The 23,522-nt window shown below is 47.7% G+C and carries 26 protein-coding genes; 25 read left to right on the top strand and 1 reads right to left on the bottom strand.

Features of this window, described 5'->3' with window-relative positions:
• The first annotated feature begins 199 nt into the window (after nt 1–199).
• The 13 genes from BP95_RS0120145 (at nt 200) to BP95_RS0120085 (ending at nt 9,782) form a co-directional block, all read left to right on the top strand.
• Nucleotides 200–973 carry a prolipoprotein diacylglyceryl transferase gene (locus BP95_RS0120145; protein ID WP_021254674.1) on the top strand — a complete coding sequence of 258 codons (774 nt, stop codon included), beginning with the start codon at nt 200–202 and terminating at the stop codon, nt 971–973.
• 282 nt (nt 974–1,255) lie between these two features.
• Nucleotides 1,256–1,837: an RNA polymerase sigma factor gene (locus BP95_RS0120140; protein WP_021254673.1), complete on the top strand. Its 582-nt coding sequence runs from the start codon at nt 1,256–1,258 to the stop codon at nt 1,835–1,837.
• Nucleotide 1,838: 1 nt separating this feature from the next.
• Nucleotides 1,839–2,435: an anti-sigma factor family protein gene (locus BP95_RS0120135; protein WP_021254672.1), complete on the top strand. Its 597-nt coding sequence runs from the start codon at nt 1,839–1,841 to the stop codon at nt 2,433–2,435.
• Between the two features lie 23 nt (nt 2,436–2,458).
• Nucleotides 2,459–3,067 carry a histidine phosphatase family protein gene (locus tag BP95_RS0120130; RefSeq protein ID WP_021254671.1) on the top strand — a complete coding sequence of 203 codons (609 nt, stop codon included), beginning with the start codon at nt 2,459–2,461 and terminating at the stop codon, nt 3,065–3,067.
• Between the two features lie 222 nt (nt 3,068–3,289).
• The gene (locus BP95_RS0120125; protein WP_021254670.1) at nt 3,290–4,447 is read left to right on the top strand and encodes a hypothetical protein; all 1,158 of its coding nucleotides are present in this window, start codon (nt 3,290–3,292) and stop codon (nt 4,445–4,447) included.
• Between the two features lie 84 nt (nt 4,448–4,531).
• The gene (locus tag BP95_RS0120120; RefSeq protein ID WP_021254669.1) at nt 4,532–5,038 is read left to right on the top strand and encodes a gamma carbonic anhydrase family protein; all 507 of its coding nucleotides are present in this window, start codon (nt 4,532–4,534) and stop codon (nt 5,036–5,038) included.
• A 24-nt stretch (nt 5,039–5,062) separates the two neighbouring features.
• Nucleotides 5,063–5,242: an IDEAL domain-containing protein gene (locus BP95_RS0120115; protein WP_021254668.1), complete on the top strand. Its 180-nt coding sequence runs from the start codon at nt 5,063–5,065 to the stop codon at nt 5,240–5,242.
• 133 nt (nt 5,243–5,375) lie between these two features.
• Complete coding sequence (locus BP95_RS0120110) at nt 5,376–5,822, top strand: DUF2487 family protein (RefSeq protein WP_028533094.1); 447 nt, start codon at nt 5,376–5,378, stop codon at nt 5,820–5,822.
• 173 nt (nt 5,823–5,995) lie between these two features.
• A complete protein-coding gene (locus BP95_RS0120105; protein ID WP_021254666.1) occupies nt 5,996–6,532 on the top strand; it encodes a Rieske (2Fe-2S) protein in 537 nt (178 codons plus the stop codon).
• A 20-nt stretch (nt 6,533–6,552) separates the two neighbouring features.
• Nucleotides 6,553–7,224, top strand: coding sequence for a menaquinol-cytochrome c reductase cytochrome b subunit (qcrB, locus tag BP95_RS0120100; protein WP_005546984.1), 672 nt, complete (start codon nt 6,553–6,555; stop codon nt 7,222–7,224).
• A gap of 16 nt (nt 7,225–7,240) precedes the next feature.
• Complete coding sequence (locus tag BP95_RS0120095; protein WP_021254665.1) at nt 7,241–8,119, top strand: menaquinol-cytochrome c reductase cytochrome b/c subunit; 879 nt, start codon at nt 7,241–7,243, stop codon at nt 8,117–8,119.
• A 125-nt stretch (nt 8,120–8,244) separates the two neighbouring features.
• Complete coding sequence (locus BP95_RS0120090) at nt 8,245–8,904, top strand: DUF1405 domain-containing protein (RefSeq protein ID WP_021254664.1); 660 nt, start codon at nt 8,245–8,247, stop codon at nt 8,902–8,904.
• A 41-nt stretch (nt 8,905–8,945) separates the two neighbouring features.
• The gene (locus BP95_RS0120085) at nt 8,946–9,782 is read left to right on the top strand and encodes a sporulation protein YpjB (protein ID WP_021254663.1); all 837 of its coding nucleotides are present in this window, start codon (nt 8,946–8,948) and stop codon (nt 9,780–9,782) included.
• Nucleotides 9,783–10,020: 238 nt separating this feature from the next.
• Here BP95_RS0120085 and BP95_RS0120080 read toward each other — a convergent pair whose 3' ends face one another.
• Entirely contained in the window at nt 10,021–10,890 is an 870-nt protein-coding gene (locus BP95_RS0120080) for a YitT family protein (RefSeq protein ID WP_021254662.1), read from the bottom strand.
• A gap of 200 nt (nt 10,891–11,090) precedes the next feature.
• On the opposite strand from BP95_RS0120080, the gene BP95_RS0120075 reads away from it, so the two are divergent.
• From BP95_RS0120075 to dinG, 12 genes are all read left to right on the top strand, one after another.
• Nucleotides 11,091–11,474, top strand: coding sequence for a MazG nucleotide pyrophosphohydrolase domain-containing protein (locus tag BP95_RS0120075; RefSeq protein ID WP_021254661.1), 384 nt, complete (start codon nt 11,091–11,093; stop codon nt 11,472–11,474).
• A 45-nt stretch (nt 11,475–11,519) separates the two neighbouring features.
• Nucleotides 11,520–12,323: a 4-hydroxy-tetrahydrodipicolinate reductase gene (dapB, locus tag BP95_RS0120070; protein ID WP_021254660.1), complete on the top strand. Its 804-nt coding sequence runs from the start codon at nt 11,520–11,522 to the stop codon at nt 12,321–12,323.
• A 97-nt stretch (nt 12,324–12,420) separates the two neighbouring features.
• A complete protein-coding gene (locus BP95_RS0120065; RefSeq protein ID WP_021254659.1) occupies nt 12,421–12,843 on the top strand; it encodes a methylglyoxal synthase in 423 nt (140 codons plus the stop codon).
• Nucleotides 12,840–13,541 carry a bacillithiol biosynthesis deacetylase BshB1 gene (gene bshB1 / locus BP95_RS0120060; RefSeq protein WP_414813096.1) on the top strand — a complete coding sequence of 234 codons (702 nt, stop codon included), beginning with the start codon at nt 12,840–12,842 and terminating at the stop codon, nt 13,539–13,541. The genes BP95_RS0120065 and bshB1 overlap by 4 nt, the downstream gene beginning before the upstream one ends.
• Nucleotides 13,542–13,579: 38 nt before the next feature.
• A complete protein-coding gene (bshA, locus tag BP95_RS0120055) occupies nt 13,580–14,740 on the top strand; it encodes an N-acetyl-alpha-D-glucosaminyl L-malate synthase BshA (RefSeq protein WP_021254657.1) in 1,161 nt (386 codons plus the stop codon).
• A gap of 102 nt (nt 14,741–14,842) precedes the next feature.
• Complete coding sequence (locus BP95_RS0120050; protein WP_231515149.1) at nt 14,843–16,180, top strand: CCA tRNA nucleotidyltransferase; 1,338 nt, start codon at nt 14,843–14,845, stop codon at nt 16,178–16,180.
• Nucleotides 16,177–17,145, top strand: coding sequence for a biotin--[acetyl-CoA-carboxylase] ligase (locus BP95_RS0120045; protein WP_021254655.1), 969 nt, complete (start codon nt 16,177–16,179; stop codon nt 17,143–17,145). The genes BP95_RS0120050 and BP95_RS0120045 overlap by 4 nt, the downstream gene beginning before the upstream one ends.
• A 335-nt stretch (nt 17,146–17,480) precedes the next feature.
• The gene (gene panB / locus BP95_RS0120040) at nt 17,481–18,350 is read left to right on the top strand and encodes a 3-methyl-2-oxobutanoate hydroxymethyltransferase (RefSeq protein ID WP_028533089.1); all 870 of its coding nucleotides are present in this window, start codon (nt 17,481–17,483) and stop codon (nt 18,348–18,350) included.
• A complete protein-coding gene (gene panC, locus BP95_RS0120035) occupies nt 18,347–19,237 on the top strand; it encodes a pantoate--beta-alanine ligase (RefSeq protein WP_021254653.1) in 891 nt (296 codons plus the stop codon). The genes panB and panC overlap by 4 nt, the downstream gene beginning before the upstream one ends.
• A 10-nt stretch (nt 19,238–19,247) precedes the next feature.
• Nucleotides 19,248–19,634 (top strand): aspartate 1-decarboxylase, encoded by a 387-nt coding sequence (gene panD, locus BP95_RS0120030; RefSeq protein WP_021254652.1) that lies wholly within the window; start codon nt 19,248–19,250, stop codon nt 19,632–19,634.
• Nucleotides 19,635–19,837: 203 nt separating this feature from the next.
• Nucleotides 19,838–20,494 (top strand): tetratricopeptide repeat protein, encoded by a 657-nt coding sequence (locus tag BP95_RS0120020; protein ID WP_021254651.1) that lies wholly within the window; start codon nt 19,838–19,840, stop codon nt 20,492–20,494.
• Nucleotides 20,495–20,639: 145 nt separating this feature from the next.
• Nucleotides 20,640–23,510, top strand: a complete 2,871-nt coding sequence (gene dinG / locus BP95_RS0120015) for an ATP-dependent DNA helicase DinG (RefSeq protein ID WP_021254650.1) — start codon at nt 20,640–20,642, stop codon at nt 23,508–23,510.
• The last annotated feature ends 12 nt before the right edge of the window (nt 23,511–23,522 follow it).

Raw genomic sequence — 23,522 nt, 5'->3', positions numbered from 1 at the left:
AGCGTCCTGGTAGCAGTAGAGTATAAACTAAGGATAAACAGCTGAAAAACAGCTTCGTTTAGGTTTTTGACAGGTAGGTGTTCGGCTCTCTATAATTGTGTAAAAGTACCAGTAATGCAGGGGGGCAGCATCACTGATATAAAATGTATGTCTGCCTCAACAAATATGCTTGAATGAAGGGGAAAGGATGAGGGTTGCGATGAAGAATGATCTGCTCCATATTGGCCCAATCACCATATATGGATATGGACTAATGATTGCAATTGGAATTTTTACTGCATATCAAGTATTGGTTAGGCGAGCAGAGAAGAAGCGCATAGAGCGCTCCCATATATCTTCGATTACGCTCTGGGGGCTGCTTGGCGGGTTTATGGGAGCTAAGCTCTTATTTTGGATAACCCAAGGCAATAATCTCATTGATCATCCCGAGATGATATGGGATTTGTCATCGGGGTTCGTCGTCTATGGTGGGATTATTGGAGGCGTGCTTGCAGGCTATGTGTATTGTAAGGTGAAGGGTCTGTCCTTCATGGAGCATCTTGATCTGTTTGTTCCTTCCATTGCCTTGGCACAGGGCTTTGGCAGAATCGGATGCTTTTTGGCAGGGTGCTGCTATGGAGAGGAGACAAATGGATGGTTCGGCATTACGTTTCACGAATCCGAAATCGCGCCTAATGGTGTGAAACTGATTCCTACACAGCTCATGGAAAGTGGATTTAGTTTTGCGCTTTTTTTCCTTCTACTTTATGCAGCGAAGCGCAGTAAGACGGCTGGTGTCATTGCGAGTCTGTATCTGCTTCTCTACAGTCTTGGCCGATTTATCATCGAATTCTACCGTGGTGATATTATTCGTGGAAGTGTCGGCATGCTCTCGACTTCTCAATTTATTTCATTACTCGTGATTGCAATGGCTTGTATCATTTTTGTTAGTATGACATATCAATCGATGAAACAGCGGAATACGGCGTTGTAAGACTGGCTTGAATCACTCCTGAGGGGGTGATTTTTTATGAAATCTGAATCTTAAAAAATTTTTAAGCAATTTTCGACTTTATTATGCTAAAATACGACTTGAAATGATAAAGCTCGAGTGTCATGTTTTCATGGCACGGATCATACCCATAGTACGTATCATTAGGCCTATAGAGGCTTTTATAACATTTTTCTCCGATTCGCAACTTTTTTTAACTTCAAGAGTATAACCATTCAGGTAGCGCATCGGGATGGATATGGAAAGCAAGGAGGACTTGAATCCATGACCGATTCCCAAATCATCCGTGAGATCAAGGACGGCAACACAGACTGTTTCGCGGAATTGATGAATCGTTATCAACGCAAATTGCTATCATTTATTTATCATATGTTGAAAAATTCCCAGTTGGAGCTGTTGGCAGAAGATTTGTGTGCAGAGACATTTTACAAGGCATACCGAAGCCTGCATACGTTCAGGGAATCAGATGCCTCTTTCTCGACTTGGCTGTATACGATTGCGCGCAACACCGTGTTAAGCGAACTTCGTAAGCAGAGAAGCATTCAAGTATCACTTGATGAGGAGCAAGGAATCGTTCCGGAAGCGCCGAAGGAAGCGGCGCCTGAATATGCATTGCTGCGGCATGAGAAGGTAGAATTGGTGCGTGAGGCAATCAGCAAGTTGCCTGACAAACAACGCTCCGCTCTCATTCTTCGAGAATACGACCAACTGGACTATCAAGAAATTGCCCAAGTATTAGGGCAAACCGTAAGTTCGGTTAAATCGTTGTTGTTCCGGGCTCGAGCTAGTGTAAAGATCCAGTTAGAACCATACATAAGGGAGCCTGGTCTTGAAGGGATGAACTAACATGAAATGTGCGGAAGCGCTCGAATGGATATCGGATTATGTCGATATGCCTATTGACGATCCGCAACGTGAAGCTATCGATCGACATCTGGAAGGATGCGAAGCGTGTGCGGAGCAGTTCGCAGTATGGTCTGCGAGCATGGATTGGATGGAAGATGAAGTTGAGTTAGAGCTTGATGCGGAACAAGCGAGCAGCTCAGCAGCGAGTCGCGTTATGGATCGCATATATGAGGAACAAGATTGGCTGATGCCTGTACATAGACGTTCTCATGCGTTATCCCTGCGCTCACGTCAAGTGATTGCGGGGATAATCGCTTTTTGTATGGCCATGTTCCTCTGTGCTCTTGTTTTCCTTCTTATTCGCAATGAACAGTCTAATATTCATGCAGTTAGTGGGATACTGCCGACTGCGTTGGCAGGCAGTGATCATTCTGGCCTTGATGCATTTGATATTGAATTGCCGGTTGCAAGCAATGTAAGTGAACCGACAATATTGCGGGTTGTTCCAACGATTCCTCATTATTGGATTGCATTGTCATTGTTTGGGGTGACGTTTGCATTACTGCTGTTGAACTGGTTGACACGAGTGCGTCAATAACGGATGACTAAGAAGGAGTAACAATGAAACAACATATTGGTTTGGTACGCCATGGGTTAACCGATTGGAATGCGCAGGGGAAAATACAAGGACAGACGGATATACCGTTGAATGAAACAGGTCGTGAACAGGCAAGGCTGCTGGCAGAGCGCCTCGTCCAAGAGACTGCGCCATTCGATTATGTCATATCAAGCGGATTACAGCGAGCAGAAGAGACTGCATCGATTCTGGCAGATGCACTCCAAATTCCATTACTGTCACCCGCAGAGGGTCTGCGTGAGCGAGCATATGGTCTCGTAGAAGGCACGACGCCGGAAGAGCGAGAGCAACGCTGGGGTTCAGGGTGGCGTAAGATGGATCTCGGCCAGGAAAAAGATGAAGAACTTCAGTACCGCGCAGTTCAAACGCTAGAGCATATCGCGAATCAGCATATGGGATCTAATCTCTTAGTAGTCTCTCATGGGAGCTGGCTGGCTCAATTGTACATTGCTCTATTTGGAAGCGACAGACAAGGACACATTGGGAACTTGTCCTATTCAATATTAGAAAAACGTTCGGAAGGCTGGTATCCGCTGCTCTATAATTGCGTGGAGCATATTCGCCATCTGGATCTGACAGCGAAACCGCGATAATGAAAGCTATCATAAAAAGCAGTTCGACTTCACGTGAAGTGAAGCGAACTGCTTTTTTGTGTTTGCATGATCAAATGACTGAGGGCTATGAGGAGAATCTTCCCGTTATATAATATTCGATGTTTTCTACGACAATGTGAATAAATGTGATAAATATTCCAATAATGAGTAATGGACATCGAGGATTCGGCACATTACGTCTGACGGAAACGGAGGTCATGCATGAATTTAGCGGATATGCTCAGTTACGCGGATATTAATCAACTAACTCGAATTGCTCAGCGTTATGGGTGCGTCTGCAATGAACATTCCAAGCACGAGCTGATTCAGTCCATTCTGTCAGTGTTAGGCAGAAGGGATGTGTTCGAACAGCATGTGAACGAGATGACGCTTGAAGAGCTTAGGTTCCTTAACTCCATTTTGTTTGATAAGCGTGCTTCATTTAGCTTGGAGGAATTGATCGCTCGAGTGCAGCAGACAAAGTTCGATTTAGAACATGCTGGTGCTGAACAGCAGGCGGTGACGTCAATGCCGCATCCACGTGAAACGATATCTAAATTTAAGCATAGTGGATGGCTGTTCAATGGCTGCTCGCATCAAACCAAGTATTTGTTCCAAGTGCCGAGCGATTTGAAAATGAGATTAATTGATGTACTCAGACAGTCATTCGCGATGCATTTGACAGAAACGGATACCCCTTCCTCTTATCGGGATGAAGATGGAAGAATGGCGGAGGACGTGTTACAGCTTCTGAAATTCATCGTGGACGGAAATGTATTGCTGAATGCGGAAGGTGTTATGTACAAAAAAACGCAGCAGCAGCTTCTCGATTACTTTGGCGTACAAGAAGCCCCTATTGCCCGTGGTGAATGGAGATTTGGATACGGGAGAAGATTCCATGATTATCCGAACCGTATGTCGCTTTTATATGACTACGCCTTTTATCAAGGGTGGTTGGAGGAAGGCGATGGACGGTTAAGCTGTACACCGAAGGGGATTGAGCGTATCGCTAACGGGGGGATAGAGTCGTCTGCTTCGTTGTATCGATTTTGGTTGAAGCTGTACAAGAATGCGATTCCGAATTTGTTATCCATCGTGCATTGGATTCAGTTATGTACCAAGCAGTGGACAACGTTAGATTCCTTGGAGCGGGCTCTACTCCCGTTCGTGCGGCCATTCTTCTTCGATTCGTCACAGGCCGTATTCAGACAGCGAATTATTATGATGCTGGTTCATCTAGGCGTCATTCGATTCGGTGAAGATGAGCAGTATGGTTCGGTCATACAGACGACTCGCAGAGGGCAGCTTATTATTGATAGTGTTTATGTCGCGCATGAGGACAAAATTCAGCTAGATGTTGACAAGAGGCATTCTCATTGATACGATGGGGCCAAAAATTTCCTATGCCTAGTGAATTTGCAGCTAGAGCTATGTGGGAATGGTCGATCGGGAGGATGTTATCGAATGTACATACCTTATCAAGGCATATTGCCAGTTGTTGATGCTTCCGTATATGTGGCAGAAGGCGCTAAGCTGATTGGAGACGTGACGATTGGCGCTGAATCCAGTGTGTGGTTCAATGCAGTGCTTCGTGGAGACATGGCACCCATACGGATTGGCAAGCGAGCGAATATCCAGGATGGCGTTATCGGACATGTGAATGCCAATCAGCCGCTAATCGTTGAAGATGATGTATCGGTAGGCCACGGTGCAATTATACATGGCTGCCGGATAGGCAACGGTACATTGATTGGCATGGGGGCTATTGTACTGAACGGCGCTGACATTGGTGAATATGCTTTAATAGGAGCAGGTTCTGTCGTAACAGAAAATAAAAAAGTACCGGCCTATACTCTTTCTCTAGGTTCACCCGCAAAAGTCATACGCGAACTGACAGATGAAGATGTAGAGCGAATGAAACGGACAACTCAGAACTATGTGGTGAAAGGAAAGGAATATAGGATCTCTTAATCGTGTTGGTTGGAGGTGTATCCTATGGATAAAATGAAGGTATCGTATGAGGCGATGTTAAGTTTAACAGCGGAGATGATATGGGACGATGCCATACGGAAATACCGTACGGAAAAAATATATGAACAAATCGACAAAGCACTCGCAACAGGGGATGAATCCTCGTTCCGAACCTTGACGGACGAATTGAAAACATTGCAGTAGCTTCTAAGAACTTGTCCAAAAGGATGCCTTACAAATCGTTATGAATGAAGAGCGCAATTTTGCGGTTCTTCATTTTTTTGTTCATTTCAGTATAATGGGGAGTAATGACAAGGAAAAAGATGGGGGAGACGTCGTGAAATTTAGTGAACTGACCGAAGAACAATGGGAAGAATGGGGGCCGTATCTGGACACGTGCATATTGCCAGTTACAGGGCTGAACGGGACTGAATCCCCAATCGTAGCTGGGTATGGTCTGGAGAAGCTGCGCGACTGGCTGGATGGCATTGAGATACCTTTCCGAGGAAGAACGGTAACCTATCCTGCATACCATTTCGTATCTGAGCAGCTTGATGCTGATGAGCTGAGGCTATTGAATGGATTGTGCACCAGACTCCGACGCCAGGGATTTGCGTATATTGTCGTCGTATCGGCACAACTGCCGCTTACTTCAGACAAGCTTCCGGCCGCGGATCTAGTCATTACTCCTGCTGAGCTGATGGAAGAAGAGGCTGGGCAAGTACGTTCTGCGATGAAGATATGTGTGCAAAATATGTGGAGCGTCACACAAACTCAAGGATAAATGTGACAATATTCAAACATTTTACATAAGAAAAAGGTTCATTCTGGTAATTATATTGGTAAATTCTTGACGCTTTCATAGTGCTGGGATATTATAGTGATGTCCTAGTTAGAATGTGATTATCGTCATAGCAAGCTCTCAGAACGGTTGTGTAAAGGGGGGTTAGACAGTATATGAGTAAACCGCAGAATAACGAGCATCCACCTCAAAAGCCGCGAAAAGAAATGTCCCGTCGACAATTTCTTACATACACGCTGGGTGGGGCAAGTGCTTTCATGTTTGTTGGTCCTACTCTGCCGATGGTCCGGTTTGCAGTTGATCCGTTGCTTCAGAAGAAGTCAGAAGGCGAGTACATTAAGGTTGCTGAATTGAGCAAGATTTCAGAATCACCTACTGAATTTACCTTCGAAATCAAGCAAGTCGATGGCTGGTATGAGAGTACTCCAACGCTCACGGCATGGATAAGCAAGGATAAGGAAGGCAATATATTTGCATTGTCTCCGGTGTGCAAGCACTTGGGATGTACGGTTGACTGGAATAAGAATCCGGCATACAAGGATCAATATTTCTGCCCGTGCCATGGTGCGCACTATACGAAAGAAGGCAAGCAGTTAGCAGTTGCTCGTGCACCGCTCGACGAGTACAAAGTGCAGGTTAAGGATGGCTTTGTATACTTGGGCGATATCATTGCGAACCAACACGTGCAATAACGAGGAGGCGTAAATAACAGATGTTTAAAGGTGTTTATAACTGGATTGACGAACGTCTGGATATAACGCCGATGTGGCGCGATGTGGCGGATCATGAGGTGCCTGAGCATGTTAACCCTGCACACCATTTTTCTGCGTTCGTGTACTGTTTCGGTGGCTTGACGTTTTTTATTACAGTCATTCAAATTCTGTCAGGCATGTTCCTGACCATGTATTATGTCCCTGATATTGTGAACGCATACTACAGTGTCGAATATTTGCAGACGAAGGTTGCCTTCGGACAAATTGTTCGCGGTATGCACCACTGGGGAGCAAGTTTAGTTATCGTTATGATGTTATTACATACGCTTCGTGTATTCTTTACTGGTTCCTATAAGGCACCACGTGAGATGAACTGGGTAGTCGGCATGCTTATCTTCTTCGTCATGCTCGGACTTGGTTTCACGGGCTATTTGCTGCCTTGGGACAACAAAGCTTACTTTGCAACTAAGGTCGGCATGGAGATCGCGGATACCGTACCATATATCGGTCCGTATTTGAAAGAATTGCTGCAGGGCGGAACGGTCGTCGGGGCGCAGACATTGACGCGATTCTTCGCGATTCATGTGTTCTTCCTGCCAGGGGCACTTCTTGCCTTGCTTGGAGCGCATTTCTTCATGATTAGACGCCAAGGCATTTCGGGACCGCTATAAGGGAGGAGGAAACGAGATGGCACATGGGAATTCCAAAGAAGAAAAAGTCGTCTTTGTTGGCGACTCTCGTGTTAAGAAGAGAACAACCACAATCAAACAACCGGATTACACCTCATTTCCAGGGAAATCCGAAGCCTTCATTCCTAACTTCTTGTTGAAAGAGTGGATGGTTGGCTGTGTGGCACTGGTCGCTTTTCTAGTATTAACGATCTCGGAAGCTGCACCGCTCGGTTATCCGGCGAACCCGAATAACTCGGCGTTCGTACCGATTCCAGACTGGTATTTCTTATTTCTCTATCAGTTCTTGAAGTATCCATATGCATCAGGAAGTTATGTTGTTATTGGTACAGTGTTAGTTCCTGGTCTTGCATTCGGAGGCCTGCTGCTTGCTCCATTCCTCGATACAGGGAAGGAACGCAGATTCTATCGCCGTCCAATCGCATCCTCAATGATGATTTTGACATTGATTGCATGTGTATATTTGACAAGAGTCGCTTGGGTTCACTATGAGGCCGAGATGGCTGAGAAGAATATGATACCAGAGCATGTCGAGCGTGAGGAAAAGGCACGTGAGGCTGCTGAGAAGGGTGAGGCTTCTAACCAGCCAAAACCAAGCAAAGGCATCGCAATCGTTGAAAAGGATGATCCAGCATTTGCGAACATGAAGAAGGTTGGCTGCTTAAGCTGCCACGCAGTTGATATGAAGGGTGCTGCGGGCCCTGCCCTTGTTGGTATTGGCGACAAGCTCAGCAAGGATGAGATCTTAACGGTCATTAAGGATGGTAAAGGCGGAATGCCTTCTATGGTGGAAGCAGCCAAGAAGGAAGGCCTGAATGACCAAGATATCGAACATATTGCCGACTGGCTCTCGAAGCAGAAGGCAGCAAAACAATAGATTCAAACGTGTGACAGACCTGATTGCCAAAAGTGCAGTCAGGTCTTATTCTAATATTACATAGAAATTGACACCCTAGAAATGCATACGAACTTAATATTCCTAATAATCGGAGCAGAGCAATTATGAACTTGTTATCAGTAATGAGCACACGTTTTCTTTCGCAGCGATGGGTATTATGGTTATTGTTTTGGAGCAATCTTCTTGGAACAATTTACGGTTACTACTGGTATAAAAACCAGTTGATCTATACGTGGGAGCACCATCCTGCATGGCAATTGATCTTCGTTCCAGATAGTCCTACGGCAAGTCTGTTCTTTACGATCAGTATTGGATTTTTGCTATTTCGGCCGCAGCCTCGAACCATATTCGGCATGATTGCAAAACGTATTATTGAAGCGTTAGGTGTTGTTACGTCGATTAAATATGGGATTTGGGCATGTGTCATGATTGTCGCTGGAGCTTATTTGGGTTCGCCAATGGTATGGCAGGATTGGATGCTAATTGGTTCACATTTGGCGATGGCGGTTGAAGGGCTGTTATTTGTCCGGTTGTTTGCATTTGGCAGTGCAGCGCTGACGCTGGCAGCGTGCTGGACATGGCTTAATGATACCGTTGATTACAGTGCTGGGGTGTACCCATGGCTTCCGTATACGCTAGTAAATGAACTGACTGCAGTATGTATTTTTACTTTTTCATGGACAGGGATTAGTGTCGTTATGACTTGGCTAGCAATGCGCTATCGAGACCAAAGAACGAACATATCGAAGGAAGCTATGTTCTAAATGTGGACATCCTCCCATACGATGATGGGGGAGGGATGTACATGCGTGCGGTAATGGTTGTGTTATGTATTCTCGGATTATTAGGACTGCCCGATTTTACATATGCGGGGTCTCGACTTGCTGCTGATCCGGCTCAGACGGCGAGCGAGAAGTGGAAGCAGCTAGATCAGTATGCAGAACAGATTTATCGGGCGAGCGTTGCAGGAGAGATCGAGAAAATACAACAAGCGGTTCAGGCTATGGGCAAGCTGTTCACGGAGACAACATTTAATGATGTGACAAGTGTTGAAGGTGTACGTGCACTTAGCGATGCAATCGTACAAGTGAAGCGGATCTTGCCTTCCATTCAATTGAAGCAAGAGGAATTGATGAGTGCATCGGCCAGATTGCGCCTTGCTACGGATGCATTAACCAATCCGAAGCAACCGATGTGGCTCCAATACGAACAGGTGCTGCGTGATGATATGGCACGATTGCTTGCTACGGATAATAAGAGAGAATGGATTCCCTATGCCAACCGCTGGTTGGAGCATATTGATCGGATTCGCCCTGCTGCGACCATCCAGCGAGATGTGCAGACAATTGAGATGATGGAATCGTTGAGCCAGCTTATCCGTGAGACAATAATGGGAAAACACAGTCCTAAGGAAGCGAATCAAGCGTTAAATAAATATGGGGACTCGGTGCTGATCCAGTTATTTGGTTCGAGTAAGGCGAATCCGACATTAGGGCCGACTGCGTATACACCGATGCCGTTTCAGTGGATTTTTATGCTGGCCTTTATCGTATGCATGATGTTGGCTTATGTAGGTTTTCAGAAGTATCGCTATGAACAATATGCTATTCGTCCAGGGAACTTCCGCAATAGTAAGAGGTAGAAGGCAGTTTTATCAGTATATTGTTCGGACAGGCAAGGAATGAAAAAAAGAATGAAGGATGGGATGGGCGAATTCTTCTAGGAGTGCCTATCTTACAGTAGACCTCGATATAGGCCAGCGACAGCAGGCTTGCTTCGAGGTCTGTTTATTTGTAATTAAGATATGACTTGAGTAGAACGTGAGCAGGCAGTGGGATGGGAATTCCCAGTTTTCGCGAAGGCAGAGCTTCGTCTTCTGCTTACTCCTCTCGAAATCCTTCACCAAGCACATCATGAACATCGTTCACAACAATAAATGCCCGTGGATCGATTGTTTTTACGATCGTTTTGAAACGGCGAATTTCTGTGCGGCTAACGACACAGTACACCATTTGCTTCTGAGAGCGGGAATATGCTCCTACTGCTGGAATAAGTGTGACCCCGCGTTCCATTTCATTTGTAATCGCATCCGCAATCTCCTCCGAATGATCAGAGATAACGGTGAATGCTTTGGCCGCATATGCACCCTCTTGAATAAAATCGATGACTTTAGAGGAAATGAATACAGCAACGAGCGTATATAGAATTTTTTCCTTCGGAATATAGAACAAAGCAGCCCCTATGATGAATATATCGAGGATAAGGATGAATTGCCCCATGCTGATACCGAATCTACGGTTGGCAATCCGGGCGATGATGTCGACGCCACCTGTGGTACCGCCAAATCGAAAGACAATACCGAGTCCAGTTCCTACGGTAACGCCGGCATACAAGGTGGCCAAAATGAAGTCATTCGAAGTTTGAAATGGTGAAATCCAATGCATGGAGACCGCACGCTCGAACAACCATAGGAAGAACGTGAGGTTAAGAACACCGTAAAAACTTAGTGCCAGCTGCTTCATGCCAAGTGCTCTCCAACCGATGATGAACAGTGGGATATTCAAGACTAGCGTAGATATTGATGGATGGATTCCTGCTGCATAATTCAATAGGACGGTAATTCCAGTAACGCCGCCTTCCATCAACTGATTGGGCATGATGAAGTAAATTAATCCAAATGCAAAAATCGCGGTTCCAACCGTTATCGGGAGAAACGTATTCCAAATGCGTTGAACAATGGTCGATTTCACTAAAATTCAGGCTCCTTTAGGCAGGAAGATGCTCATTCGTTCATTAGTATATCGGATTACGAAGCAGATAAAAAGCATTTGTTTTCCAGACGGTGATACGATAACATAGTAGCAGAAAGTAACGAAGTCGTTACCCTCATTATAGGTAGCAGATTTCATTCATTTCAAACCACTTTTGCATGAATAAAGAAGGGGATCGTATGACAAATCCAGAGATGAAGTCTTTCCTCACTTCCCTGCGCAGCAAGCCACTCGCGCAAATGCAGCAGGAAGTTGATGACTACATATCACAGTTTAAGGAAGGCTACTTCAGCCCCCTTGCGATGCTTGCCCGATTGTCTGAAGAAGTAGGGGAATTGGCGCGTGAAGTGAATCATCGCTATGGGGAGAAGCCGAAGAAGGCTTCAGAAGAAGACAACTCCATTGAGATGGAGCTTGGAGATATATTGTTCATTCTGTTGTGCTTCTCGAACTCGCTCGGTATCGACTTGACGAAGGCTCATGATGCCTGCATGCACAAGTTCAATACACGTGACGCGAATCGATGGACACGGATTGATGAACAGACATCAAACGAATCATAATCGAAAAAAAACATATCGTTATTGGAGCAGTTGGGGGGACATAAAATGGAACGAATTCGCGTAGCCGTCTCGGGTGCAAGCGGACGCATGGGAAGAGAAGTTGTGAAAATGGTACTGCAGGACGAGTCCTTGGAACTGGTTGCAGCAATTGCACCGTCAGCGGGCGCTGTCGATGCGGGCACGCTAGTAGGTCTACCTGCATGCGGTGTTACAACTACAGCAGATGTTGAAGAGACACTGCAGAAGGTAGAAGCAGATGTCATGGTTGATTTCTCGATCCCGCAGGCCGTAATGAAGAATACGATGCTTGCAATTGAGTATGGAGTTCGCCCTGTTATTGGGGCAACAGGCTTCCAGCCGGAAGAGATTGAGCAATTGACGCAACTTTGCCAAGAGAAGAAGCTTGGTGGTCTGATTGCGCCGAATTTCTCTATTGGGGCCATTCTTATGATGCAATTTGCACAGCAAGCGGCCAAGTATTTCCCGGATCTCGAGATCATTGAATATCACGGAGATCAGAAACTCGATGCTCCTTCCGGAACTGCTGTGAAGACAGCAGAATTGATCTCTCAGGTAAGAGCGGAGCATCGCCAAGGCAATCCGAATGAAGAAGAGAAGATCGAAGGTTCCCGCGGCGGATATTACAACGGATTCCGTATTCATAGTGTTCGCTTGCCAGGGGTCTTTGCTCAGCAGGAAGTTATCTTTGGGGGCTATGGGCAATCTCTTAAAATCCGTCACGACTCCTATGAGCGTGCAGGGTATATGCCAGGTGTGAATATGGCAGTCAAGAAGGTAATGAATCTGGAGCAATTGGTATACGGCTTCGAGCACCTGCTTGATGACTGATCAATTGACTTCGATTTCGCTTAATGCTTGTATGCATTTGTATTTTTAGATAGCTCGAAATGAATGTGAGCAGGGGACACACAACGGAGGGATAGACATGCTAAATATCGCATTTATTGCACATGATCGCAAAAAAGATGAAATCGTTAATTTTGTTATCGCATATGAAAAAGTGTTCCAAGGTCATAAATTATATTCAACGGGTACGACAGGGCTGCGCATTATGGAGCAGACAAGCCTAGATATTCATCGCTTCCAGTCTGGCCCGCTCGGCGGCGATCAGCAGATCGGCGCACTTGTTGCGCAAAATGAAATGGACTTTATTATCTTCTTGCGCGATCCGTTAATGGCTCAGCCTCACGAGCCGGATATTATTGCTCTTCTTCGCCTATGCGACGTGCAGGGCATTCCAGTTGCAACGAATATTGCGACAGCAGAAATTCTTGTTAAGGCGCTTGAACGCGGCGACTTCGCATGGCGTGAACTGACACATAAATATAAGCCGGGAACGGAAGAATGATGAATACTCTCGACATTCTTGCATTCGGAGCGCATCCTGATGATGTCGAGATCGGCATGGCGGGCACAATTGCCAAGCATACGAAGGAAGGGTATCTTGTCGGCATTTGCGATTTGACTGAAGCGGAGATGTCCTCGAATGGTACGGTAGAGCTGCGCAGAGAGGAAGCGAAGGAAGCAGGAGAAATTTTGCGGCTCTCGGCACGCGGTAATTTGTGCCTTCCTGATCGCGGCTTACAGGTGACCAAGGAGCATATCAATGCGGTGGTAACTGCTATTCGCAAGCATCGTCCTCGTATTGTCTTCATGCCTTACTGGGAGGATCGCCATCCAGATCATATTGCCTGTAGCCACATTGTTCAGGAAGCGGTGTTCAATGCGAAGCTGCGGCGTTATATGCCAGAGCTGCCTGCGCATACGGTTGAGCAAGTCTATTATTACTTTATTAATGATGTTGCTGCTTCTCAAGTTCTGGTGGATGTGTCTGATGTATATGATCAGAAGCGGAAGTCACTTCAAGCATATCGCTCTCAGTTTATGAAGCCAGATGGCGACAATGACTTCGTCGCAACTCCATTGAATCAGAATTATGTGGAGCGGGTTGCTGCACGAGACTCGCTGCTTGGTCAGACTCACGGATTTGAGTATGCGGAAGGGTTTGTCGTGAAAGGCCCGTTTGCGGTATCTCTTTTCTTATAGTGATCCGTGTGAGTGAATGGCGAAAAGGGGGATCGTTTATGAACGAAGGTCTTAAAATCGGCATTACGTGTTATCCGTCGCTCGGTGGCTCTGGTGTTGTGGCGACGGAGCTTGGCAAGCTATTGGCTGAGCGGGGACATCAGGTTCATTTTATTACACATAATATTCCGTTTCGCTTAGGTGCAAGCTTTCAGAAGAATATTCATTATCACGAGGTCGATGTTAACGATTATTATGTCTTTCGTTATCCTCCTTACGATTTATCTCTGGCAAGCAAGATGGCACAAGTGGCAAATATGCAGCAGCTTGACTTGCTGCATGTTCATTATGCGGTTCCGCATGCGGTATGCGCTTATTTGGCAAAGCAAATGGCCCACCCAGGGCTGAAGGTAGTCACTACCCTGCATGGAACCGATATAACGGTATTGGCTCAAGATGAATCGCTCAAGGATATGATTCGCTTCGCCATTAATGAGAGTGATGCGGTTACGGCTGTATCGAATGATTTAATTAAAGAAACAAGAGAATTGCTTGATATTACACGTCCGATTGATCTTACGTACAATTTTGTTGATAAGCGTGTGTACTATCCAAGGGAAGTTGCTCAATTCCGTGCCGACTTCGCCTATCCGAATGAGAAAATATTGATGCATATCTCGAACTTCCGCCCTGTTAAGCGGGTGAGTGATGTGGTGGATATTTTCAATCAGGTTCAGGAGCAAGTTCCGTCACGCCTCGTCTTCGTCGGGGAAGGGCCAGACATGCCGAAGGTTCAGTGCCGCATCCGGGAGTTGGGACTGGAAGAACGGGTACATTTCCTCGGCAAGCAGGATGAAATCGCACAGGTGATTTCGCTGGCAGATGTGCTGCTGCTCCCATCCGAGAAGGAGAGCTTCGGGTTAGTGGCCCTGGAAGCAATGGCTTGCGGTGTACCTACGATCGGCTCCGAAGCAGGGGGCATACCAGAGCTGGTGAGCCATGGAGAGACGGGTTTTTTAGCGCCAACAGGAGATACAGCGGCGATGGCCAATTATGCGATTCGACTGCTGTCTGATTCACAATTGTCGCAGAAGATGCATGAGGCATGTTTGCATCGGGCACGACATGTATTCTGCAACGATCTCATTACGTGGCAATATGAACAAATTTATTATCGTGTGCTTGGGAAGGAAGCGTTGGATCCGAAGCCGGTGTGCTGAGGGTAATCTGCTGTATACCGTACCCATTACCACCACACGTCGAATGCGCGCAATGGCCATCTCCGTTGCGCGCTCTTGTATGTATTGATGGGAGGAGACCTGATGATGGGCGATGAATATGGAAGCAGGGGCGGCTTGACCGATAACTCGCTGTTCCGGGAAGCGGAACAAGTGATGAACTGTCTCCTGGAAGCGGGGTTCAGTGCTTATATGGTTGGGGGCTGTGTCCGCGATCCGCTGATCGGGCGGCCGATCTATGATGTGGATATCGCGACATCCGCCCACCCAGAACAGGTAGTGGCTTTGTTCCCGAAGGTGATTCCAACAGGGCTGCAGCATGGGACGGTAACTGTTGTGATGCCGCAGCATACCTATGAGGTGACCACCTTTCGCAAGGAAGCGGCGTATGAGGGGCACCGTCGGCCAGAGGAAGTCGAATTTATTGATGATTTAGATGAGGATCTAAGAAGACGGGACTTCACGATTAATGCGATGGCTAAGGATGTGAACGGGTGCATTCATGATCCATTTGGTGGACAAGCCGATCTGAGAAGGCTCATCATCCGTTGTGTTGGCACAGCCGAGGAGCGTTTCCGCGAGGATGCGCTGCGAATGATGCGGGGCGTGCGCTTCGCATCTTTGCTTGGCGGCGTGTTCGCCAAGTCGACTTGGAAGGCGCTGCGGGTCAATAAGAAGACGCTTGAATTCGTTGCGATGGAACGTGTACGGGACGAGATATGGAAGCTTACAGCAGGCCCGAATCCGGCGCGCGGCTGGGGGCTGCTCGTACGCAGCGGTCTCCTGGGTCATACGAAGGAGCCGCTGGGAGCACTTGCGTCGACCGATGCTGCCGTGTGGCAGCCGCTGCTGTGCGCGCTCGGCCAGGTGGATACGGCCGAGAAGCGCATGGCGCTGCTGCTGCTTGGGCATGAGGTAGACGAAGCGGAGGCGCAGCGCATTGTGCAGGCGCTGCGCTGCTCGGGTACGCAGCAGGACGCCATGCTGGCCGTCCTGCGCGCGGACGCCCGGCTCGCGGCTGGCGGCACTGCCGCCTTGGCCGCGGCCGGGGAAGATAGCGGCGCCTTGGACGCGTGGCGCCGCTCCTTCGCGGAGACCCTGTTCGCTGTCGGCGAACAAGGTCTCCGCGATGCACTCGCGTGCCGCCGCGCCCTACTGGGCGTTGGGGCGGCGCGCGAGTATGCGGCTGCAATGCAGCCGTTCCTCCAGCACGGCGAGGCTTGGCTGGAGGACATTCCCGTCCGGGGCTTGCGAGATATTGCCCTGACGGGCTCGGATGTGTTGCAAGCCACAGAACGGATGGCAGGGCCATGGCTACGCCAATGCTTGGAGCAGGTATGGCTCTCCGTAGCATTAGGGGAACTTGCTAATGAGCGCGAAGCTCTGCTTGACTATGTAAGGAAAGCGTGGAATGAACAATGAGTGACCAATTACTAGCATGGTTCAAAGAGCATCCAGGAGAGTTTATATCCGGTGAAGAGATTAGCCGGAGACTTGATATATCACGTACCGCCGTGTGGAAGCAAATCAATCGTCTTCGTTCGAAGGGCTACGAATTCGAAGCTGTGCCGAAGCTGGGCTATCGACTCGTTCAAATGCCAACGCAGCTGGATGAATTGTCGCTGCTTGAGAAACTGAAGACGAGCAAGCTGGGTCACCAGCTACGTATCATTGCCCGTACGGAATCGACGCAGAACGAAGCGGCTGTGTGGGCACTGGAAGGAGCAGCAGACGGTGCGGTCATAATCGCGGAGGAACAGACAGGGGGGCGAGGTAGACAGGGAAAAAGCTTTCACTCTCCCGCAGGCAAGGGAATATGGATGAGCCTGATCCTCCGCCCGCAAATTCCGCTACAATTCACGCCGCAGTTGACACTGCTTTCCGCAGTTGCGCTATGCCGCGCAATGAAGCGGATGACGGACGTGGATTTAGGAATAAAGTGGCCCAATGATATTTTGTATGAAGATAAAAAAGTATGCGGAATACTGACAGAATCTTCAGCTGAGGATGAACGACTTGTTCATGTTATTGCGGGGGTTGGCATCAGTGTAAATTTGGAAGAGCATGACTACCCGGAGGAATTGAGGTCTAAAGTGACATCGCTCAAAATTGCTTCGGGTAAGGAAATTGATCGTGCCTCACTGCTTGCAGAGTGCTTATTTGAATTAGAGCAGTTATACAAGCTGTATGTTGAGCAAGGATTTGCACCGATCCGTACGCTATGGGAAGCGCAAAGCGTAACCATTGGACGCAGTCTGTCGGTGACGACCCCGAACGGAATTGTATCTGGGGTTGCACAGGGACTTGATGACTCCGGAGCGCTTATCGTGCTGGGCGAGGATGGTTGCTACCGGAAAATTTTTTCCGGGGATGTACACTTTACGTGATGTAAGTAGGAATAAACTTTGGTATAATAAGTGTCGGCTTGGCGGTATCCTCGCGGAACCGCACCGGCCACACACAGCAAGGAAGAATGAAGTTAAGTGCATATTCCTTGACGAACGTGTAGCACGTTTCTGCTCTGAGCCGAAGGGACCGAGACAGAAGGACGTCCGCTTGCGACCTCTTTTTTTCTTATGGACCCTTTTAGTGGAAATGCTAAAAGGTTTTTTGTTTTGCACACACTAAGAAAAATGCGCACAGCAACAGCTATCAGGCAAAAGAGATGATGGAAGATTGTGTTGAAACGCGCCAAAGAGACGTTGAAGGAGATGAAGAAAGAATGAACAAACCGAAGCAGCCACTAAGTATTGTCAAAATGAAAACGATGAAGAAACAAAACGAACCCATTGCCATGGTGACAGCCTATGATTATCCTACTGCCCGATTGGCAGAGGAAGCGGGCGTCGATATGATCCTCGTCGGTGATTCCTTGGGCAATGTCGTGCTAGGCTATGATTCTACATTGCCAGTTACGATCGATGATATGGTATACCACTCCCGCGCAGTGCGCCGGGGAGCGCCGAACACGTTTATTGTGACTGATATGCCATTCATGACTTACCACAGCACGGTGGCTGAGACGCTGAATGGGGTTCGCCGCATTATGCAAGAAGGACACGCAACAGCTGTGAAAATGGAAGGCGGAGCGGAGATTGCACCTATGGTCAAGGCTTGTGTGCAGGCAGGTGTGCCGGTACTCGGACATATCGGCTTGACACCGCAATCGGTACATCAAATTGGAGGATATCGAATCCAAGGCAAGACGATGGAAGATGCACAGCGATTGCTTGAAGATGCCCTAGCACTGCAGGAGGCGGGAGCCTTCGGTGTTGTACTAGAACTTGTGACGGATGAGGTGGCTGCTTATATCTCAGAACGGCTAGAGATTCCGACAATCGGAATCGGAGCCGGTGTCAAATGTGATGGGCAGGTGCTCGTATTCCATGATATCGTACGATATGATGCAGACTATCGTCCTAAGCGGTTCGTAAAAACATATGCGGATGTAGGAACGACCATTCGTGAAGCGTTTGCTTCTTATGTAGAAGAAGTGAAGCAGCGCACATTCCCAGCCCAGGAGCATGTATTCGCTGCAGATGAGGAATTGGCAGGACAATTATACGGAAGTGGGAAGGTGCAGACACCATGATCACAGTACATTCCATACAAGAGCTGAGAGACGCGCTGCGTCGCATGAAGCTTGAACATAGACGTCCGGACGGAGACCCAACCATTGGCTTCGTTCCGACGATGGGGTATTTGCATGATGGGCATGCGAGCTTGTTAAGCAAGGCTCGCAGTCAATGCGATATTGTAGTCCTAAGTATATTCGTCAATCCGATACAGTTCGGGCCCAACGAAGATTATGAGAAGTACCCTCGTGACGAAGAACGGGATCTGGCGGTAGCGAAGAAGCATGGTGCGGATATCGTATTCATGCCAACACCGGACATGATGTATCCTACACCTACCAAAACCAAAGTGCATGTGGATGACATTACAAGTCCGCTGTGTGGTGCTACGCGTCCGGTTCACTTTGACGGTGTGACAACCGTTGTTACGAAGCTGTTCCACCTCGTGCAGCCAGATCAAGCCTTCTTCGGTATGAAGGATGCACAGCAGGTTGCTGTCATTCAGCGCATGGTGGAGGACTTGAATTTCCCAGTTGAGATTGTTCCATGTCCGATTGTACGCGAAGCAGATGGTCTGGCAATGAGCTCGCGCAATGTGTATTTGTCTGAGGGAGAACGGGCGCAAGCGCTCGTACTATCCCGCTCACTGCGTCAAGTTGACGTCTGGCTTGAAGAGAATCCGCAGCTGACAGCCCCAATGCTTCAGCAGAAGATGAAGGATATGATAGCACAGCAGCCGTTGGCAGACATCGACTATGTTGAAGTATTGAGCTTCCCAGATTTGGAGCCACTGGCGCCGGAGATGTCGCTAGATCAGCGAAACACCAATATTTTGATTGCACTTGCAGTCAAATTCGGTCGGACAAGATTAATTGATAATCGTATGTTAACTCATGGAGAGTAGGGTGAACTAAATGATGCGCGAAATGATGAAATCCAAAATTCACCGTGCTACGGTGACAGAAGCAAATCTGAACTATGTTGGCAGTATTACGATCGATGAGCATTTAATGGAGCTGGCTGATATTTGGGCGAATGAAAAAGTTCAGATCGTAAACAATTATAATGGAGCTCGCTTAGAAACTTACGTGATTCCAGGGCCTAAGCATTCAGGGGTGATTTGCTTGAATGGTGCGGCAGCTCGATTGGTACAACCAGGGGACAATGTCATTATTATTTCTTACGCATCCATGACGAATGAAGAGGCACGTCAATACAAGCCGAATATTGTTTTTGTTGATGGAGATAACAAGCCTGTTGAAGTAATGAATCTAACAGAAGAGCATTCAACCATTCGTTAATGCATTTCAATTAGGGGCATGATTATGGCCGAATTGCTTGCTTGCGCTACCATGCAGGACGTATTGCTGCTCTGCTTCGCTGACAACGGAAGCCAGCGCACGGGAATCGTTGGAGCACCGAATGAAACTTAGCTGTGAGACACACAATGAACGTGAGCCGATAAGACAACGATACGCAACACTTGTGAAGGTGGGATGGAATCGTGCTGCAACATGTATTCGAGACCATGAATGAACTGTTGGATGAAGTGATTGCTCAATACCCGCATGCGAAGGGAAAGCAAAAACAGGAACTCGATCATCAAGTGTCGCTGCTTCGCTCCATGAGTGACCATATTGTGGAGGAATGGCTGCGCTTCGAAGAGCGTCTGTCATTGTTAAGGCCCAAAGCAGGCAAGGGAAGCTCAGTACCCGTACAGCCATGCCCAGTGAAGGAGAGCAAAATAGCTATTCCGGACTATGGGGATCCCTATCAGCGGGGTCAGGGGTATTATTTGCTCATGATGTATAAGGAAGCAGTTATGTTTTTGGAACAGGCGGCTAAGATTCAGCCAGAGAATATCGAGGTGCGCGCGTATTTGGCGATGTCGCACTTGCATTTAGGGAATTGTCAGGAAGCAGGACATCATTTTCAACTTATCATACCTTTGACTGACAACAACAGCATGAAGGCCATTGCCTGCAATGCGCTTGGCTGCATTCATGCGAAGCAGCATCAGTTTGCACAGGCAGAAGCATGCTTCCTGAAGGCGCATGAATGGGATCCGGCTCTGCCGGAACCGATTATGAATTTGAAGGTATGCCAGTCCAAAAGCGGTCATTTTGAACTCGGCGGCGAGCACATGATGCATATCCAATAACATGCATGTAATATCAATGATTCATGACATCGGAGGGGAACGACTGTGTGGAAAAAATACGCACAGATGTTTCCCTCTAGTCATTTCCAAACGCCTGAACATCTGTTATGCTAAGAACAGAAATTGTGAGAGGAAAGCTATTGAGATGAGATTTGCTGTTTTGGATTTTGAGACGACCGGCAGTCAGCCGAACGATGAAATAATTCAAATTGGTTTGGTTATTCTTGGCCATGATTTGAAGATAGAACGCGAATATCATACGCTTGTGCGGCCAACTGTTCCCATACCGGAATTTATATCGCAGCTCACTGGCATTACCGGGGAAGATGTGAAGGATGCTCCGGATATTGATGATGCCATGACGGGGCTTGTCCCTTTGCTAGGGGATGTCGTACTGGTCGGCCATAATGTGGCCTTCGATTATCAATTCCTATGCAGGGCGCTGGAACAGACAGGATATTTGCCGTTCACAGGTCGTATATTAGATACAATTGAACTGCTTCGCATCCTCTTTCCATCGCTGCCTTCCTTCCAGCTTGGTTCTGTGTCACATGAGATGGGGATTGTTCATGATCGCCCGCACCAAGCAGACAGTGATGCGAGGGCGACAGCAGATATATTTATTCGCTGCTTAGAAGCGATTGACCAGCTTCCGTTATTGACGCTACAGCGCGTCGTTGATGTGTTTGGCGATCAAGAGGAGCGGGATTTGAAATGGCTGCTTGCAGAGAAGCTTCAGGAGCGTGAGGTGTCTGATTGGACAGAAGAAGAAGGGTATTATCCGTTCCGCCAATTGACGTTGAAGCAAACGGATTGGACAGAGACGGAGGCGCCGCGTGATTCTTCAGCAGAGAACCCACTTAAGGGAGTGACCTTCGCTCAGTTCCTAGATCAGGTTAAGACGAATCTGGCAAGCCGTTTGGATAATTATGAGCCGCGCGAATCGCAGGAGCAGATGTTCAATGAAGTGATGGAGTGCTTCGAACAAGAGCATCACCTGCTAATCGAAGCAGGTACTGGTACCGGCAAGTCGCTTGGGTACTTACTGCCATCCATATATCAGAGTGTTTCTCAAGAGAGCAAAGTGATTGTTAGCACACACACAATCAATCTGCAAGAACAACTGAGACAGCGTGATTTGCCGCTCTTGGAGAAGATTGTGCCGGTTCCATTTAAGGCATCCGTATTAAAAGGCCGCAGTCACTATTTGTGTTTGAGAAAATTTGAACATAAAATAAGTAATAGAGAGTATGTACATGCACGCGATGATAGTTTGACAGCTGCCCAAATGTTGGTGTGGCTCAGTCAGACGGAGCATGGAGATGACGAAGAACTGCATTTCGTTCATAAGGGTGCAGACTTCTGGGATACCGTTGCCAGTGATAGTGATTCCTGTCTGAATCGCGCATGTCCTTGGTTCCGTCGGTGCTTCTACCACCGGGCGAAGAATGATGCGAATTTATCGGACATTATTATAACGAATCATTCCCTATTGTTTACGGACGTGATTGCGGAGCATCGTTTGCTCCCCGCATACGAGCAGCTTGTCGTAGACGAAGCACATCACTTCGAAGAAACGGCAGGCAAACATTTAGGCATTCACTTGCAATATTTTTCACTCATTCATCCGCTGACCCAATTGTTCAAAGACAGCAAGAATGGTGCGCTTGTATTGCTGCAGCTGCGTCTTCGCTTGTCAGGCAATGAAAAAGCGCTCGTATGGGCTGAAGGGATCGAGAAGCTGTTAACACAGCTTGTCGATGTTAAGGATCAATGGGATCGGCTGCATGAGCTACTCTATCAAATGCTTCCTTCCATGAATGAAGCGGGGCAGGCGGAAGGCGGGCAAGCTGTTCTCCGGCTGCCATCTGGCAATCGTCCTGATGGATGGAGCTCCGTATCGGAGCTCGAAGGCGATATTCACACGCGTTTAAGTGATATTGTTCGTTCGGGGGAGAAGCTCGTCAATGAATGGAAGGATTATGATGATGATGAAGTGCAGGGCGTCACGGCTGATGTGACAGGTTTATTCAAGGACATAGGGCAGCTTCGCGATGAATTCCGTGAATTTATGCAAGGCAAGGATGCGGATACCGTCTACTGGATGGAAGGCAATCTCCAATACAAGCATAAATCAATGCAAATGTATGCGGTCCCTGTCGATGTAAGCGAAGCGCTGAAGCGATACTTCTTCGAGCCGAAGAAGAGCGTAATCTTAACTTCGGCTACATTGTCCGTTGATAAATCATTCCAATTCGTAGCTGAACAGCTTGGCTTGAAGGATGCGCAGCGGGATGGCCGTCTAAATACGGTCATACTTCCGTCGCCGTTCAACTACCGGGAACAAGCACTTGTTGTCATCCCGCGTGACTTCCCTAGTGTGAAGGGAGCATCAGATGCCAAGTTTAACTCGACGCTGATGCAGTCCTTGGCTGATGTAGCCAAGGTAACAGAAGGACGTATGCTTGTCTTATTCACGTCATACCGCATGCTGCGGGATGTGTATGAACCGCTGAAGGAGGCGCTTAGCCTGCATGGCATTCAAGTGCTGGGACAAGGGATTGACAGCGGCAACCGAAGCAAGCTGACACGCCGATTCCGAGATCAGCCGAATTCAGTCCTGCTAGGAACGAGCAGCTTCTGGGAAGGCGTTGATATTCCAGGAGATGCGTTGACATGTCTTGCGATTGTACGGCTGCCATTCCAGCCACCGAATCATCCACTCGTGGAAGCGAAGTGCGATCGGCTGAAGCGGATGAATCAGAATCCATTCCGCAAATATTCCGTCCCACAGGCTGTAATTCGCTTCAAGCAAGGATTCGGCCGCCTTGTGCGTACGACGCAGGATAAGGGAATTGTCATCATTTATGACACTCGTGTAATAGAGACAAGCTACGGCAAACATTTTCTTTACTCGCTGCCTGGCCCAAAAATGGAGCATATGGCAACAGAACAACTTGTACCACGTATTGATACGTGGCTAGACCATAATCAAAGAGGCATTGGAGAGCGATGAGAGGGGCTTGTT

Source organism: Paenibacillus sp. UNC217MF, assembly GCF_000686865.1.
GTDB lineage: Bacteria > Bacillota > Bacilli > Paenibacillales > Paenibacillaceae > Paenibacillus_B > Paenibacillus_B suaedae.
The sequence above is the reverse complement of the archived record's forward strand: the minus strand, read 5'-3'. Positions and strand labels throughout refer to the sequence as shown.